Source organism: Allomuricauda sp. NFXS6 (genome assembly GCF_040148835.1).
Taxonomy (GTDB): domain Bacteria; phylum Bacteroidota; class Bacteroidia; order Flavobacteriales; family Flavobacteriaceae; genus Flagellimonas.
Genome location: NZ_JAGEMG010000003.1, coordinates 189855 through 208530 on the forward strand (window position 1 = coordinate 189855; position 18676 = coordinate 208530).

Below are 18676 nucleotides of genomic sequence, written 5' to 3' on the forward strand. Positions count from 1 at the left end.
TAGAAGGCAAGGTAAACGCTATTGAACCATTTACATCTAATAAAACACTCATTTGACATGAAAAATTTATGGATAATACTTTTGGCTTGCCATTCATGCGGGGGCCATGATGCAAAAACATAAGAATATGGATAAAGTAATTGTTGAAACAGCAACCCTGAGTTGCAATAGGGAAGTGGCATTCCAAATGTTTACAGAAAATGAACATCTTGAAAATTGGTTAACCAATGAGGCGGATGTTGAGCTAAAAATAGGAGGGAAGTATGAATTGTTTTGGGAACCAAATAATCCTGAAGATAACAGTACGATAGGATGTAAAGTTCTTGGTTTTGAGCGTTTACATTATATTTTATTTGAATGGAAGGGGCCTAAGCAATATAAGAGTGTTATGAACGATGTCCGCCCTTTAACTCAGGTGATAGTTTTTTTTAGGGAAGTTGACAACAAAACGAAGGTCACCCTTATTCATTCTGGCTGGAGAGATTCCAAAGTATGGGAGGAAGCCAGACAATATTTTGTGCAGGCGTGGAGTGCTGCACTTAAACAATTAGAGGTCTACTGTAAATGATGTGGAATAAATAACCCATGAACCAGTACGATAATCAATAGGAGTGTTCGTGAATAAAGCCACTAGGGGCTTTACCATTTATTAATTTAAATTGCTTGTAAAAAACGGAATAATTTGAAAAGCCAAAGTCATTGGAAATATCTTTTAAACATTTGCTTTCCACGTCTTTGGACAATAAATTTTCAATAAGGGCAATCTTGTTTTTTAGGTGATAACGGTGTGGTGTTGTCCCATAGACTTCTTTGAAAATACGGATAAAATGATATTTTGAAATACAACTTATTCTGGATATTTTGTCCAAATCAAAGGGTCTTTTTAAATTATCATTCATATAGTCTTTGGCCATTTCAAGTCGCTTATATAGCTCCCTTCGGGTAGCTTGTTTGACACTGCCTATTTTGTTTATTCTCCGTTGTGTCGCATTTTGAGAGAGAATAATTTGGGTTGCCAGTTCGTAATAAAAGTCTTGAGTGAGTATTAATTGGGGGTTGTTCGCAATCCTTTCCAATAAAATTCTTAGACCAAAATGTTCAAGATGTTGAACCGAATCAAAAAATGAAAGTTGGGCATGGGGATTATTTAAAGGGGACTCAAGAAAACCTCTCTTGTCCAGCAAGGGTTTTTGACAATCCTGGAGAATATCAGGGTTAATGAATATGGAAACAGCATTGGCATCGGACCCTGTAAATGATGCATTGCTCCCATTGTTGATGATAAGGATTTTGTTCTCTTTGATGGATTGTCTTTTTCCTTCTACCACATAATTTTCCTCGCCCTCGAAAACATACTTTAAGGAAAAATTGGATAGGTAATTGACAGCGTGATTGTTTTCAATGGTCTTACCTCTTGAAAGGTAGATTTCATTATCAAATCTTTCAGGAAACTCAGGAAGTTCATTGTTATTGAACGCTATTATGTTTTCTCTTGACAGCATTTCAATAAAGACACCAAATATTCTTAAACGTTACACAGTATATGAAAAAAATTTTAAAAAAACACCTTTTTGAAATTTTCAGGTCTTTATAGTAAGAACCGACATGAAACGTGATTTAGGAAGATTAACCGATGAAGAATTGATGGAGAGGGCCTCCAAGGGATGCACCAATTGACTTCACATGGGGACAAACCAATGTATCTATATCCTGCAAATTTCAATACGTTCTATTCCGACCTAATTCCGCTGAAAATCACTTTTGAGCCAACCGCAAAAGACAGCACGCAAAGACTCGAGTTCAACCATAACAATGAATTTGTAAAAACTATTGAACGCAAGAAAAACTGATGTTGCCAAAAGAACTATCAATTTTGGAATCAATGTTATTCTAGATGTCTCAACGAGCAACTTACCTTCAGTTGAAAACGCTACAACAGTATCGGACAAGAGTAAGAAGCGTATAGAAATCCCATTATGTTTGTTATTTCTAATGCTAAAGGTATAAAAAGGTACTTAATCACATATGAGGAAGAAGTTCGCATGATTGTTTTCAATAGTCTTAGCTCTTGAAAGGTAGATTTCATTATCAAATCTTTCAGGAAACCCAGGGAGATCGTTGTTATTGAACGCTATTATGTTTTCCCTTGCTAGACTATTTAGACTAAGATTATTCTTAAATTTTCTAATGAAAATAAGTAAAATTAATGTTAAATGAGATGTCTTTTGACAAAGTGTTGAAAAAAAACTTTGACCTGAATATGACCTGGTATCATTGGAGGATTAAAGCTTTGGATGATTTAAAACTCGATTTTAAAGAAATAGGCTGTGTATCTTCCTTATTATCCACATACCTGAAGTTATATCTGGAAATTAGCAATATTGGAACAATATTTCCCCCCTCTTATTCTTAGTATTGTTCGAGAAAAGTTTAAGCCGAAAAATCTTAAAGGCACAAATTAGACCAAAATGGCTTGGACAAGGCACATTGGATTAAACCTGAGCCCCAAGCGATAGGTCTAGAAGTTTCTAAATGAAGCATAACCATGTGACTGCTAAGTGCAGCAAAATTGCATGGGATTTGGTCTTTGATATTAGAAAGAAGTATGATGGATGATTGGATTGATATGGATTTTAAAATGATAGTGTTTATAGGATTCTCAGAGGGAAACCAAAAAAAGGAAAAGATAAAATGAACAATGGATCAACAGAAAGATATTGTCCATTGCTGATTACTATTGAACCTCCAACGAAGAGCATCATGGGCGAGGTAAAATGATTTGACCATTTTTAAAGCACTTAAATGTCACCGATAAGTTCATTCATTTTTAACATTCCATAATCATGAATGGGGCATATCTTTCTGTTGATTCTTGTGACCGTGTATTGTTTTTGTTGACCAGTTTATAAATGTATCCCATAAAGTGTCGCTTTTGCCGATAATGTAATTGCCGAAAATAAGTATAAAAAAAATATGCTTTGATTATAGATAATTGGATTCGGGTAGGAATATGCCTTTTCTGAACCATACTAAGGGAACAAAATGTATTGCAAATGAATATTCAAATCTTATTGGAGTTTTCATCCGCCAGTATTCTATTACTTGTAGGGACATTTTTGTTGATTATTCCCAACAAAAAAAATATAGGGGTATTATACCTCGCCCTCTTTATGGGTTTACTTGGAATTCATCATTTTTATCTTTTGGCGAAGCGTCTTTTCCCTGTCCTTGAGGTATTCAATGAAAAGGTTGAATTCTTGTCGCTCTTAATGTATACGTATTGCGTATTACTGTTTCTGTTTACCAAGCATTATTTGGTGAGGGCCAATAGTTTTCAAAAAAAAACTAGCTGGATCTTTAGCTTATTCATTCCACCAATCGTCATCCTCATTGTTGAAAACATATATGGACTTAAACTAAATGATCTAAGGACCTTTATCAACTTGGGTCTTGCTGTTTTTATCATCGCTTACAACTTGATCAGTATCCGGAATACAAAAACACCGCGATTGGAGTCCTCTCTCTTGATTCATGTGAATGGATCATTTCTTTTAATGATGCTTATTTGGTCCGCTGTACTGATCAACCGTTATATTTCCATGTTCGAGGAATCATATGTAGTGTATCTTTTTTTGACCAGTGAACTTATTTTGGTGTATGGAATTGTTTTTTATGGGATGTCAAATCCTTTTCTTTTTAAAGGTTTCTCAATTGATGCAGTCCCTCAGAAAACTTCGTCTATGGTGGAGGGTGGAAATGATGATGAGAAGTACAAAAACTCTAAACTTAGTGAATTTGAAATAAAAAAATTGGCAAAAGTCATATCGGATGAAGTTGCCAAGCATAATTTGTATTTGAAGCCCGACCTAACAATGGAAGAGGTGGGAGAGCGTTTGGATCTATCGCCAAGGGTTGTCTCACAAGTTATCAATACGACCTACGGAAATAACTTTTCGGATTTTGTAAATACGTATCGACTTAACCATGCAAAAGAATTATTGCTGCGGTCAGAGGATGATTTAAGTATCAAGGAAATCATGTACATGTCCGGTTTTAATTCGAAGTCCAATTTTTACGGAGTGTTTAAAAGAAAAGTTGGAATGACTCCCAATGCATATAGAAAAAAAGTACGACGACATGTTGGTTAGGTAGCTGGTTTCTATCTCTCTCAGCATAGGAAATAGTCTAAGCTTCCTAAATCAAAGCCTGAGACTAAGCCCTTATCCATATAAAACAAAAAAAGTAAAGTGGAGAAAGGGGACTAATCCAAAAATAATGAAGAGCTAGCAAGCTAATATTATTTATCTCCACTTAACAGAAGCAAATAAAACATTCCTTGGCTGAACCCTCAAATACTTCTAATCCGGAATCATGAACAAGGACATTTTTCTAGGTTTTCCGCTTTATAAAGTTAATCAGGTTCTTTTCTCTCCATCGACAAAACAGAATATCCATTTTGTTCCCAAAGTCAATCGTGGACTTTCCTCCTAAGTATGGAACAGCAAAAAAATTGTGTGTACCGAAAAAGAGTTCAAAATCATAATCATGGACATTTTAGAAGCTGTTATAACCCCAAGATTTAAGTGCTGTTGGTAATTTTAAAGTGTTCTAAGTCCTAGAATGATTGCTCGCAATGGGCTCTACTCCCCCCGACTTTAGGACAAATTGATTTTTATTAAAACAAAGTAGGCCAAAAAGTTAAACAATCATGTTTTCTGATATATTGCTTTCAATTATTGTCGTTTTATTGTGTTCAATAGTGTTTTATTTGAAATCATTATCAAAGAAAATACATCTTACCCAAGAAAGAAATCCAGATGGAGATTATAGGTCTCAATTGCCCAAAATCAGACTAAAGGAACCTAGCGTCGATAAAAATGGAGTTTCAAAGGAATTGGCACGGGATATAAAAAATAGAATCATTACAGAGTTGGAGATTAATGAGCATTACACTAACTCCAATTTTAAAATGGAGGATTTATCGAAACTGATAGGACTTCCAAAACATCAAACATCCAAGATAATCAATCAAGAGTTTGGTATGGACTTTAACTCTCTTGTCAATAAATACCGAATTGAAAGGGCGAGAGAGTTGTTTTTGTCCCAAAGTGATTTTCAAATCAGTGATGTGATGTATGACGTGGGCTTTAATAACTCTACTACCTTTAACCGGGCTTTCAAGAAATATACCGATAACCTGACGCCCACCGATTTTTTGGCCATCCAAGGTGCACTGTACCAAAATTCATAACTTTTTTATCACCCCCCGGGATTCGCGCCAGGGATTTTGGGGCTAACAATCTCCTGTCAAAACGCGCGAACAGCTATGCTATTACATGTGGAAGGGGTTATATGAGCGTTCCTGCCTTTTCTGATTGGTCGCATATTGTAATGATATACCTGCAGTCAACATATTGTGAAATTATAAACAACGAATTGTAATTCGTTAATCCATACTCACTGAATATTCCATTCTTTACAGAGCAATTGTAAAGGTTGGGTGGTGAGAAACCCTACCATAATAGTGAGCAAAAGTTTTGTTCTCATTGGTAACATTATTTGATTTAGCGATCCACTTTTCTTTACCGCCCTCCTTTCTCAATTGTAAATATTCTAACTAAAACTCAAATTTATGAAACAGAAACTCAGACTTCTGTCCTTGTTGTTTGTCGTTGCTATCAGCAGCCAAACATATGGTCAGGAAAAAAACATCACAGGTACAGTTACGGACGCCGCAGGGATACCGTTGCCTGGGGTCAACATTGTCGTTGAAGGCACCAGTACAGGTACCCAAACAGATTTTGATGGAAACTATGCAATCAACGCTAGTGTTGGACAGACTCTTATGTTCACTTACATTGGCCAAAAGGTGGAGCGCCGTACGGTAGGTGATACTAAAATTATTAATGTACAAATGTCGGAGGATGCGCAAGCCTTGGAAGAAGTTGTGGTCACCGCGCAAGGAATCAAACGAGAGAAAAAGGCACTTGGATACTCGGTAACATCGGTTGGAGCCGATCAAATTGAGAATAGATCAGAGGGGGATGTCGCCAGAGTACTTAACGGTAAGGCTGCTGGTGTGCAGATTACTTCAGGGGGAGGTACTTCCGGTTCCGGTACCAATGTTACAATCAGGGGATTTAGTTCCTTCAGTGGAAGTAACCAAGCCCTTTTCATTGTTGACGGGGTACCTTTTAGTAACGACAATAATTCCCCTGGTAGTAATGATGGTAATTCGACAGATGATTTCTTGGACGGAAACCCTGCCCCATCGCGTTTCTTGGACCTTGACCCGAACAACATCGCCAATGTGGAGGTGTTGAAGGGGCTGGCCGCAACAACACTCTATGGAACCTTGGGCCGTAACGGTGTGATATTGATCACCACCAAGGCCGGAGCGGGACAGGGCGGCGGCGCCAAGAAGACCGAGATCACCGTGAGCCAATCGGTCTTCACGAACGAGTTCGCTTCTTTGCCCGATTACCAAGATCAGTACGGTAACGGTTTCGACCAATCCTTTGGATGGTTCTTCAGTAACTGGGGACCAAGCTTTGACCGTGACGGTATTTCCGGATGGGGCAACCAACCGGCAATCGATGACCAGGGCACCCTATTGCACCCTTATGCATCCTCTGCTTTCTTGAACCCTGATGGGCCCAATACAGGTACCAGTGCCTTGGCACAGCAGTTTGCCAACCAAAGATATGACTGGAAGCCTTACAATTCCGTTGAGGAGTTTATGGCCCCGGGTAGAACCTTGAACACCTCGGTGAACATTGCAGGCAGCTCCGAGGATGGCAAAACCACCTTCAACGCCAACATCGGATACTTGGACGAAGAGGGCTTTACGCCGGGCAACTCGTTGAACCGTTTCAACTTTTCCGTGGGTGGAAAATCACAGCTGTCGAATAAGTTTTCCGTACAAGCAACGGCCAACTACGCAAGGAGTGACGTAAAATCACCTCCCATTGCAGCGAGTAGGGGGAACGGATCATTAGGGCTTTCCGTATTCGGTAATGTACTGTTCACGCCGCGAAGTGTGGATTTGATGGGACTCCCCTTTGAACAACCAGAGGACGGTTCCAGTATCTACTATCGTGACGGAAACGATATCATCAATCCGAGATGGACGGCAAAGAACGTAACTTACAACAACCTGACCAACAGGTTCAACTTCAATGCATCATTGAACTACGAAATAAACGAGAACCTTGGGCTTACATGGAGAACCGGTCTTGATTACTATAACGAAAGAAACGTCAATGCCTCCAACAAGGGGGGCGTAGAGTTCACCCAGGCCATATTCGGATTCTTGAACACCTACGACAACAACAATACCATCTGGGACCACTATGTGGCACTTGATGGAAATTACGATCTTTCGGAAAAGATCGGAATGACCTTTATTGCAGGTGCCAATGCACGTTCCGATTTCTTTGATCGACAGGGCGTTGCAAGTACCGGACAGATCGTGTACGGTATCAAAAGGCACTTTAATTTTGAAAACCAATTGCCCATCCAGTTCTCCCAAAAACGTAACATTGTGGGACTATTGGGACAGGTATCCTTTGATTACGATAATATGTTGTTCCTGAACCTGAACAGCAGGACCGACTGGGTATCCAACCTGGTAACGGAAAACAGGAGCTTGACCTATCCAGGTGTAAGTGTTTCCTTCCTGCCCACAGCGGCCTTTAGGGAGCTACAGTCCGAAAATGGGCTGAACTATTTGAAGTTGAGAGCAGGTTACGCAACTTCTGCAAACTTCCCAACGGGCTATCCAACCGTAAGTGTGGTTGAACAAACGACCCAGGTATATGGTGATGATGGTGGTATAACCACTAATCAGGTGGATAATTTCAGGGCCAATCCCGATTTAAAACCTGAGCTTTTAAAAGAGTTCGAGGTGGGTATCGAGTCCCGTTTTTGGCAGAATAGGGTATCCTTTGATTTCACCTATTACGACAGAAGAACAGATGATTTGATCGTGAGCCAGCCACTTCCTCCCTCTACAGGGTTTACCTTGACCCAGAGCAACATCGGACAGATAAGCAACAAGGGTATCGAGGCCGACCTGGGAGTCGATATCTTCCGAGGAGGTGCCGACGGGTTCAACTGGAACGCAAGGGCCAACTTCTTCGCCAACGAAGAGGTAGTGGAAGAGCAAGAGGAGGACATCATATTCTACGCCGGTAGTACAGCACTTTTTGTGGGGGCGAACGCCGCCATCGAAGGCGAGTCCCTGGGTACCATCGTAGGTACGGCCATCGGACGTGACGAAAACGGCAACTACCAGGTCAACAATGGAGGTAACTACGTAATTGTGGAACAGGACAATGAGGGCAATGTGCCGATCATCGGGGATGCCATTCCCGACTATACCATGAACGTATTCAACAACCTTTCCTATAAGAACTGGAGCCTAGGTTTCCAGATACAGCACGTGAAAGGCGGGGACATCATGTCCAGTACCATTGCGACCCTATTGGGTAGAGGTCTGATCACAGAAACCGTTGACAGGGAAAACACCTATATCCTGCCCGGTGTGAGCCAATCTACAGGAGAGCCCAACAACAAGCAGATCAACAACTCTACCTATTATTTCACCAACCTGTTGTTCGGTCCTGCGGAATTGAAGATCTATGACGCATCGGTCATCCGTTTGCAAGAGGTCTCTTTGTCCTACTCCTTCCCAAAGAAGTTCTTGGACAATACACCTTTTGGATCCTTGACCTTGACCGCACAGGGCTTCAACCTATGGTATGATGCCTACAACACTCCCGATGGGGCCAATTTCGACCCCAACGTGGCAGGTATCGGTATCGGCAACGGACGTGGTTTCGACTTTATGAACGGGCCATCACAACGTAGGTACGGATTCACGGTAAGAGCATCGTTCTAATAAAAATTGTTAATGATATAGCATTATGAAAAATTATTTAAAATATATTTCGATGGTTTTCTTCGCAGGCCTCACTTTCAATGCCTGTGAAACGACCGAACTGGACTTAAGGGTAAGTCCGAACGATCTTGCTGCCGACCAGGCAGACCCCAACCTCCTGTTGAACTCCATACAGTTGGCATACGCATCCAATATGGACGATATTAGCGACATAGGTGCAGAACTCACCCGTATCGACTATATGTTAGGTAGGGATTATTTCAACAACTATCCTGGTAACACCTTTAACCAGATCTGGCGGAGAACTTATAGTAGTGGGTTGAGCGATGTGAATGACCCTGTGGATGCGTCCATCTCCGTTGGGATGTTTACCAATATCAATACACTGGAGGTAATCAACGACGAAAGTGAAACGGATTATTCCTTTCACTTAGGGGTGGCAAAGACACTACAGGCTCATATGTTGATGCTGTTGGTGGATTACCTGGGTGAAACTGCTTATAGCCAATTTGGCAACCCGGATGAGTTTCCTGCCCCGACCTTGGACGATGGTGCTGCCGTTTATGCTACCGCATTAGGACTTTTGGATGAAGCGGAAGGCCTATTGTCCGGAAATCCTTTGACCTTGGGTGCCGATGATCTTTTTTACGGTGGGGATACCTCAAAATGGTTGAAGCTCGTGAACACCATCAGGTTGAAGGCCTATGTGACCACAGGCGATACGGCCAATTTCAATGCCGTTATCGCCGATGGAAACTACATTTCCTCTGCAGATGATGATTTTGAGTTCCAGTACGGGACCAGCGAACTGCAGCCTGATACCCGTCATCCTGATTACGCTCAGGATTATACACCTTCCGGAGCGAACATTTACCAATCCAACTGGTTGATGGAGTTGATGCTGAACAATGACGATCCGCGTATCCGCTATTATTTCTATAGACAGACCGATGCCACTCCAGGTGCCGATGCTCCGGCCAATGAAGAAACCTTGGTCTGCTCCTTGGCCGTGCCGCCACAGCACTACCAAGATGGAGGATTCACCTATTGCAGTGTACCCAATGGGTACTGGGGCAGGTCTCACGGGAACGATGAGGGTACGCCTCCCGATAACTTCTTCAGAACAGCTGTTGGGGTATATCCAGCAGGCGGTAGGTTCGACGATAGCAGTTTCGGTGTCGTGGGCCTTGGTGCAGGCGGCGGTGGAGCCGGTATCGAGCCCATTATCCTATCCTCCTATGTCGACTTTTGGAGGGCCGATATGTCGACCAGCGATGCCGAACGTGCCACATTGATGCGAAGTGCATTGGAAAAGTCCATTGCCAAGGTACGGTCCTTTGGAGCATTGGACGTCAATGCAGACCTTTCCGTTGGAGCTGATGCAGCTGCCGTGACCGCTTATATTGACGGTATCATTGCCGATTTCAACGCAGCAACAGGGGACGACAAGGAAAACATCTTTGCCGAGCAGTACTTTACGACATTGTACGGAGGGGCAACGGAAGCCTACAATTATTATAGGAAAACGGGTTATCCGACCACGGTGCTGCCCAACTGGGAAGCCAATCCCGGACCGTTCCCAAGAACCTTCCTATACCCGCAGAGCGAGGTGGTGACCAACCCTTCGCTGACACAGAAACAAACAATGACGCAGCAGGTATTTTGGGACACCAATCCGGCAAGTCCAACGTTTCCACCTGCTAACTAAAAATAAAAAACATATAATATGAAAAATTGTTTTAAATATATTACGATACTCTTCGCGGGAGCTGCACTGTTGGCAACATCCTGTGATGAAGGTGATGCGGTCATTGACCAGGTCACCGCTGAGACCTCAAGAGGTGCTGTGTTGAGAACAACAAGCCTAATTTCCAATGAATTGCCCATTGGCGATGATTCTGCTGGTTTTTCCGTGGAACTTGAGATACAGGATAAGGAAGATGGGGCATTGGTGGACCAAGTTGATGTTTATGTCGGGTTCAGGGACAACACCGAAGATGTTGGCCCGGGTACCGATGTCGATGAAAGTCTTTATGGTACGATACCTTCATCTGAGTTTACGACCGGCCCTTTTGGATTGCCTAGATTCAGTTATTCGATAACGTTAACGGATATGCTTGACTATGTGGGCAGAACCAATGCCGACATCACAGGGGGCGACCAATTCGCCATTCGATTCGAGTTGATTTTAACCGATGGAAGAAGATTTTCCTTTGATGACAATACGGGTACTTTGACCGGTTCCTTTTTTAGTTCCCCCTTTTTGTACACACCAACAGTTATTTGTCCCGTTGGTGCTGATCAGTTTGTTGGTGAGTACAGTTTAACTGTTACACCAGACAGTCCTTTAGGTGGTGTTCCCTTATGGAACGACCAAACAGTTACGCTGTCCGTTGGAGAAACAAGTACCCAACGTGTCTTTGAAGCAACTTATATAGAAGCGGCTGCCATAGGTAATGGTCCAGAAGCTTTCGCATTCGAGATGATATGTGGAGAGACCATTGCATTGGCAGGTCAAGGAACTGGTCTTGCCTGTTCAGGTGTCGATATTACATTAGGACCAGTCGGTGACGACGTGGACAAAGGTACTTACGATACAGCCGACGATTCGGTTATCACGATTGTATTCGTCGAAAATGAAGGAAGCGCTTGCGGTGGTGGACCCGTAGTTATGACGGCTACCTTAACAAAGATGTAAATAGTAATTTTTATTTAATTGATATGTAAACAATAAACCCTTGTACAGTTACAAGGGTTTATTGTTTAATTTTAATAATTCACCAGTTCCATAAATGCAAGTATTTTCCAAAGCAAAAAAAACGACATTTAAAATAAGGATGAAATGAAAAAAACAATTTTGATAAAACTATTCATCTTTTCAGTCATACTTAAAGGTTTTTCACAACATCTCGTGAATCCTTATGATAGTCTTTATATTGATTTGGGTGGCGCTTCTTTGTCGGTGGCTAACGCTATGAAGCAAAATAATATCCATGGCATAAGTTTGGCCACTTTTGAAAACTACCAATTAAAGGACATACAAACCTGGGGAGTAAAAGACATCATTTCAAAAGAAAGGATGAACAAAAACACGATATTTTGTACGGCTTCAATAGCGAAGCCAATATCAGCACTGTTATTTGCTATTTTAGAAGATAAAGGGCTCATTGATTTAAAAGCAAATGTGTCATCATACCTAAAAAGGTGGAAGATTCCTGTCAATGATAAAAATGCGGGAATAACCCTTACCATAGAGCATTTGTTGAGTCACACAGGTGGAACAAGTCAACATGGCCACATTGACTTTTACTCTGGTGACTCCATTCCCACACTGGTTCAAAGTTTGAACGGACAAATTGCTGGAGGGAATCAAGCCCTAAGGTTTTTAGATGTTCCAGGGACCTCTTGGAGATATAGTGGGGGAGGCTACGTCATTGCTCAAATTGCCCTTGAAGATCATCTAGGGAAACCATTTGCTGAAATTGCTGAAAAGCACCTGTTTGAACCGCTGAAATTGAAAAACACCACCTTCTATCAGCCCAACGAACCACAGTTTGATTATAAGAATATAGCCAAATCACATGATGATCATGGTGCTATGATTCGCGATGGAATACAAATCACCCCACAACTTGCACCATCCGGGCTTTGGAGTACTCCTGAAGAATTGTCCTTGATTATCATTGAAATACAAAAGGCTCTGGCAGGATTCAAAACTGACATTATTTCCAATGCTAGTGCCAATCGAGTTACAAACGTGATAACAACCGATATTATGGGTGGATGGAGTTTAGGTTGGGAACGAAGATATAGATTCGGAAATAGGGATTGGTTTTCACATGGTGGGGCAAATGCCGGCATGGGAGGTTATGTGTACGGGACCATGAAAAATGGTAATGGCATTGTGGTTCTTGGCAATGCAGGCAATCGAATTAGAATAGCGGTTGAGAATGCCATAAGGGACAAAATTATTGAATCCAAAGGCTGGAAAATACCTTTGGATACTGCAGTATATGATTTAATTAACCCCAGTCTAGGGAAACAGTTGGCAGGCAATTATTGCAGTTCCAATTTTACCGAATTAATTCCCATTGAGTACGTTGACGGCAAACTTTGGGTAAATAACTTCGATGGGGGTAGAACTTTGGAACTGTTTTATTTAGGCCACAATACGTTTAGGGTTGATGAATCAAATAGATTATTGAGGTTTAATCAGGTCAACCCTGCGGACAACAAACCGTATTTATCGGTCATATTTCAAAATGGTGTTTATACGGATGTCAATTATAGTTTCTTTAAGGTTGGTGAAAAGTTACCCTTGGAATACCTCCTTGATGGTAATTATCAACGATTCTTATCGGAATACCAACAAATTGTAAAAGATTACCCACGGAGTGATTTGGCAAGTGAAAGCTATTTTTTTAGGGAAGGAAGTGCCGAATTGAACAAGGATAATGCAGTCAATGCGATTAGAATCTTTCAAGCCATGGTTGAACTTTTCCCAAATAGCGTCCATGCCTATAATGGTTTGGCCAAGGCATACATGAAAAATGGGGATAATGCAAAGGCCGTGGATAATTTTGAAATAACCCTGAACAAATTATTGAAAGAGGATAATAAAAATGAAAGCTGGATTGAATGGGTCCGGGAACAAATTAAAAACTTAGAATAGACATCATCCCAAAAGTGTTTAAGTTGATCAAATGATTGGGTAGGTTTACTTATGGCTGCCCATTCATTTAAGACCTACCGGGCTCATTAGGTGATACCCAAGTTCAGTAGGGATGGACAACTTCGTGATGGCCTCCCTTGAGAAACTATTTTTGGATTTCATTACGGCATCATGGGTAGGTAAGTAAAACTTGTTCTTGTTATATATGTAGATTTCCCAGGAGTGTTTTGATGCCTGCCGGGATAAGTTGCGGGCTTAATGGTTATACCATTGTTTCATTAAAAAGGATAGTTATATCGGACAATATCAATGATTTTTTGAAAAAATCAATCAAGCTTTTGGTGACATACTTCTATCGTGTGGTCATCGTAACTTTTTTGGTCCTTGTTGCCTTTTATTCTTTTGATGACATGTAGCCAAGATGGAGATAAACAATTTCTTTTTTCCTATTTCATTATATCCATGTGCATAAAGACAACTATAATAACCTATGTTTTCTTGGTTTATATTGGACATGTGTAGAAGCTTAAGAATTTATTTCTTGAAAAGGATTGAGGCTTAAAGACAGATGACACATTTGATTGGCTGTATCTATCGGAGGTTTTCATATAGCGTATTCGTATCCTTTATACTGCACGGTCTATTCTTTTTAAACTTTTTCCTGTTATCACAAGACAAATGGACCGTTGGTAGATGAATTAATGTTTGCTTTGACAACCCTACCTTAAAAACAGGGGCAGAAAGCTTTAAATAGTCCAACATCATGATCTCGGAATAATCGAAATTGGATTTCGCAATACTAAACGGAAATATTTGATTACTTAGAGCGGATACTTTGTTTAGCTAACTGAAAACAAGACCAATCGATTAATATTGTAATTGAATTGGTGTAACAGAATAATCTTGGACATTTATGTTAGTTGGCAAACAAGTTTGAAATGATAATTGACAAATATTTATAGACACTGGGCATCATACCAAATATCATGTAATGCCAATTTGAATGGATTTTTTTAATAGATTATTATTGATTCCGAAAAAGGGAAGTTGGTTTGCCATTTTCTTGATGGTACAATTGATGTTTTCCCAGAATACAGCAAACCCAAATGGGTTTTTTCAAGAATTACAGGAAAAATCAGGATATACTTTTTTCTACCTCCAAGATTGGATTGATGAGTTGGAACTGCCAGAAAATATCCCCAACGCTTCCCTATCCGAGATTTTGGATACCGTTTTATCCGATACCTCATTGAACTATTACATCCTGGAAGAGGAAAAAAGGGTGTTCCTGTTGCAAAACACCATCATCTATGATCAGCTGCCCATAAGTTTCTATCAACAGAGCGATAGCGTTTTGGAATCCAGAACCGTTGAAGTCAGGGGCAACCTTCCGCCACCGACCTTTTTTCAGGATGAGGTTTCTCTTCGGCAGCAACAATTGCCCATTGCCAGGGTAGGGCGTGCAGACGAACAGGACCTAAGGTCTAGCTATCGATTATCCGGCCGTGTATACAATGCGGAGAATGGTACGCCCATTCCGGATCTGGCTATAAGGAGTGGTGGACGGGTGGCAGTTACGGATGAACGGGGAGCCTATGAACTGGGACTTCCCGCAGGATACAATATAGTTGCTACCAGTGCGATGGGAATCCAGGATTCAGAGCGCGAGGTGATCATGTACAACGATGGCACTTTGGATTTCGTGCTACAGGAAAGTTTGGAACAGTTGGATGAGGTAGTAGTGGAGGCCGATGCGGTGAGCAATGTGGAGGATGCCATTTCGGGCAGTGAGGAGATCAGCTCCGAAGACACCAAGGACATTCCCTTGGTGCTCGGGGAAAGAAACATTCTGGAAGTGGCCAAGGCACTTCCCGGCATATCATCGGCCGGCGAAGGGGCGACGGGACTGAACGTAAGAGGGGGCAAGACCGATCAAAACCTGGTGCTGTTGGATGATGCGGTGCTTTACAATCCCACCCATTTTTTTGGCATTTTTCAAGCCCTCAACCCGTTCACCACGGAAAAGGTGAACATTTACAAAGGGGCCGCGCCCATGGAATTCGGGGGAAGGCTCTCCTCCGTGTTGGACATCGAAACCAAAAATGGGAACACCGAAAAAATATCAGGGGAGGGATCCATTGGGCCCGTGACCGGAAACCTGGCCCTTGAAATTCCATTGAAAAAGGACGTCTCTTCCTTGGTGATAGGGGGCAGGGGCGTTTATGCCGATTGGATATTGCGATCCTTGGACGAAGAGTCATTGAGCAATAGCGAAGCCTCGTTCTTTGACGGTATCGTAAAATACCACCATAAGTACAACGAGAACAGCGAGATCAGGGGCACGGCCTACTACAGTCGGGACAATTTCAGCATCACTTCAGATTCCCTGTACAATTACAGCAATCGGTTGGGCTCGGTCCGCTGGGCGCACAAGCTCAACCAGAACACCACCGGGGTGCTGACGGGGAGCCACAGCAGCTATAATTTCGGGATCGACTACGAAGGCGAAGGAAATGGCAACTTTGAGCTGGACTATACCATCAACGAATCCGAGCTGAGGTACAAACTGAATACGCGATTGAACAGTGCCCATACGTTGGATTATGGCCTCTCGGCAAAATTTTATTCCTCACAGCCGGGAGACGTCAGGCCAACAGGTAACAATTCCAATATCGCCCCTGTTTCCATAGACAGGGAGCAGGCCCTGGAAGGCGCTCTTTTCATTGGGGACGAGTTTCGGGCATCGGACAGGCTGCTGTTCAATGTTGGCGTGCGCTACGCCTTTTATGCGGCCCTGGGGGAAGGAACGCAAAACACCTATCAGGATGGCGCCCCACGAAACCGGTCGACCGTACAGGACACCATATCCTACGGCTCTGGAGAATTTATCGAAACCTATGGCGGGCCGGAGGCACGATTTTCCGCACGGTACCTGATAACGGACGATTTTTCAGTAAAGACCAGCTTCAACAATTCCTATCAATTTATACATACGCTGTCCAACAATACCACGGTATCGCCCATCGATACATGGAAACTATCGGACCTGAACATAGCGCCCCAAAGGGGATATCAGGCCACCTTTGGATTCTTCAAAAACTTCAACGACAATATGTATGAACTCAGCCTGGAGGGATATTACAAGCGTATGGAGGACGTGCTGGATTTTAAAACGGGGGCCGACCTATTGTTGAACGAAAATGTGGAGACCGAGGTGCTCCAAGGCCAGGGAAAAGCTTATGGTGTCGAATTCCTTCTGCGGAAAAACCGTGGTGATTTCAATGGGTGGCTCAGTTATACCTACTCCCGTTCCAAATATCGGTTCGATGGCAGTACCCCGGAGGAGCGCATCAATGACGGCGAGTTTTTTCCGTCCAATTTTGATAAGCCCCACGACCTGAGCGTTATCGCCAACTACAAGTTTACCCAGAGGTACAGCGTTTCGATGAACTTTACCTATCAGACAGGGCGTCCGGTGACCTATCCGGTGGGAACCTTTAGGTTCAACAATGCGGACTTTGTCGCTTTTAGTGATAGAAATGCGTTCAGGATACCCGATTACTACCGTTTGGACCTGGGCATCAATATTGAGGGCAACCATAGAAAGAACAAGTTGGCCCATAGCTTCATCACCATTCAGGTGTACAACGTGCTGGGCAGGAACAATCCGTATTCGGTATTTTTTGTGACCGATAGTGGAGAGGTAAAGGCCTTGCAAAGCTCCATCTTTGCTATGCCCATACCATCGATTACCTATAATTTCAAGTTTTGATGAATTTCACTAAGATCATATATCGAATCATGTTGGGTTGGGTCACCTTGATACTGTTAGTTGCCTGTGTGGACGAATTGGAGATTGAGACCTTGGGTAATGATGATGAGGCACCTTCGCTGGTCATAGAAGCGGTTCTCAGTGATGAGGTCATCAACCAAAAAGTCTATTTGAGCAGGAGCAGCCAACGCTTGGATTTGGAGACGGATACGATTTACAACCCGAATATTCCCCTTGGTAGGGGCCCCAGGGATTCCGTGGATGCGGAAAGTGGGGCAACGGTGCGCCTTTTCGGCGATGACGGAACGGAATATGCGTTTTTTGAGAGTGAAGCAGGGCTGTACCAGTCCGACCAAGCTTTTGCTTTGGAATTAGGGACCAGCTACACCTTGGAGATTGTTACGCGAAATGGAAACGAGTATGCATCGGACCCTATTACGGTACCGGGAAGGTCCGAATTGACCAATCTATATGCTGAAAGGGCTACCAATGAGAATGGTGAAGAGGGCATTGCCATTTATGTGGACAGTGAACCGCAAGAAGGAGATACCCAGTTTTACAGATATGCTTACGAAGAAACCTATAAGATCGTGTCGCCACTTTGGTCCGCCAACGAGTTCAGGTTGACGGATTATGACCCGTGTGCATTGCCCAGTCCTACTTATAATCTATCAGTCGTACCCAAGGAAGTGGAAAATAGGGTGTGCTACAATACCGTTGCATCCAATTCCATTATACAATTGAGCACAGCGGGCAACCCCGGAGGTAACATATCCAAACATATGGTCCGTTTTATCGGCAAGGATAATTTCATTATTTCGGAACGCTATAGTATTTTGGTACAACAGCAGGTACAATCTGCCGATGCCTTTTCTTTTTACTCCAATCTGAATAACTTTTCACAATCGGAAAATATATTTTCCCAGGTACAGCCCGGAGCCATTTATGCCAATGTGTTCCGAAAGGATGGAGCCAATGAAAACATATTGGGCTACGTGAGTGCCGTTGGGGTATCCGACCAGCGTTTATTTTTTGATTTTGATGACTTTTTCCCTGGGGAGGAGCTTCCGGAATTTCCGTTCAATTGTGCCTATCAATCCCCTCCAGAGTCACACCCTTCGTATTGCAGTCAAAACCCGGGGCCCAATCCGTGTCCGCTATCTATTATAGAAAGAGTGGATTTGGGAACCATCAGTTATTTTTCGACCTATGATGAAGCCTTGGTACCCTTCGCATCCTGTCCTAGCGATTATGTGGTGGTGCCACGGATATGTGGCGACTGTACGCTTTTGGGAAGTAACGTAGAACCCGATTTTTGGATTGATTAATC

10 protein-coding genes are annotated in these 18676 nt (G+C 42.5%); 9 read left to right on the top strand and 1 reads right to left on the bottom strand.

The annotated features are described in order from the left end of the window. The first annotated feature begins 127 nt into the window (after positions 1-127). Complete coding sequence (locus J4E06_RS06385; protein ID WP_349523201.1) at positions 128-568, top strand: SRPBCC family protein; 441 nt, start codon at positions 128-130, stop codon at positions 566-568. Positions 569-602: 34 nt separating this feature from the next. On the opposite strand, the gene J4E06_RS06390 is transcribed toward J4E06_RS06385, so the two are convergent. After that, the gene (locus J4E06_RS06390) at positions 603-1502 is read right to left on the bottom strand and encodes a helix-turn-helix domain-containing protein (RefSeq protein WP_349523202.1); all 900 of its coding nucleotides are present in this window, start codon (positions 1500-1502) and stop codon (positions 603-605) included. 1551 nt (positions 1503-3053) lie between these two features. Here J4E06_RS06390 and J4E06_RS06395 point away from each other — a divergent pair. From J4E06_RS06395 to J4E06_RS06430, 8 genes are all read left to right on the top strand, one after another. After that, positions 3054-4148, top strand: a complete 1095-nt coding sequence (locus J4E06_RS06395; protein ID WP_349523203.1) for a helix-turn-helix domain-containing protein — start codon at positions 3054-3056, stop codon at positions 4146-4148. A 620-nt stretch (positions 4149-4768) separates the two neighbouring features. Then, complete coding sequence (locus J4E06_RS06400) at positions 4769-5251, top strand: helix-turn-helix domain-containing protein (protein ID WP_349523204.1); 483 nt, start codon at positions 4769-4771, stop codon at positions 5249-5251. Between the two features lie 381 nt (positions 5252-5632). Next, on the top strand, positions 5633-8902 hold the full coding sequence (locus tag J4E06_RS06405; protein ID WP_349523205.1) for a SusC/RagA family TonB-linked outer membrane protein: 3270 nt from the start codon (positions 5633-5635) through the stop codon (positions 8900-8902). Positions 8903-8927: 25 nt separating this feature from the next. Continuing rightward, a complete protein-coding gene (locus J4E06_RS06410; RefSeq protein ID WP_349523206.1) occupies positions 8928-10610 on the top strand; it encodes a SusD/RagB family nutrient-binding outer membrane lipoprotein in 1683 nt (560 codons plus the stop codon). Positions 10611-10628: 18 nt separating this feature from the next. Continuing rightward, entirely contained in the window at positions 10629-11600 is a 972-nt protein-coding gene (locus tag J4E06_RS06415) for a hypothetical protein (RefSeq protein ID WP_349523207.1), read from the top strand. Positions 11601-11744: 144 nt separating this feature from the next. Further along, positions 11745-13574 (top strand): serine hydrolase domain-containing protein, encoded by a 1830-nt coding sequence (locus J4E06_RS06420; protein ID WP_349523208.1) that lies wholly within the window; start codon positions 11745-11747, stop codon positions 13572-13574. Between the two features lie 1003 nt (positions 13575-14577). Next, positions 14578-17346: a TonB-dependent receptor gene (locus J4E06_RS06425; protein WP_349523209.1), complete on the top strand. Its 2769-nt coding sequence runs from the start codon at positions 14578-14580 to the stop codon at positions 17344-17346. Beyond that, on the top strand, positions 17346-18674 hold the full coding sequence (locus J4E06_RS06430) for a DUF4249 domain-containing protein (protein WP_349523210.1): 1329 nt from the start codon (positions 17346-17348) through the stop codon (positions 18672-18674). Before J4E06_RS06425 ends, J4E06_RS06430 begins: the two co-directional genes overlap by 1 nt. The last annotated feature ends 2 nt before the right edge of the window (positions 18675-18676 follow it).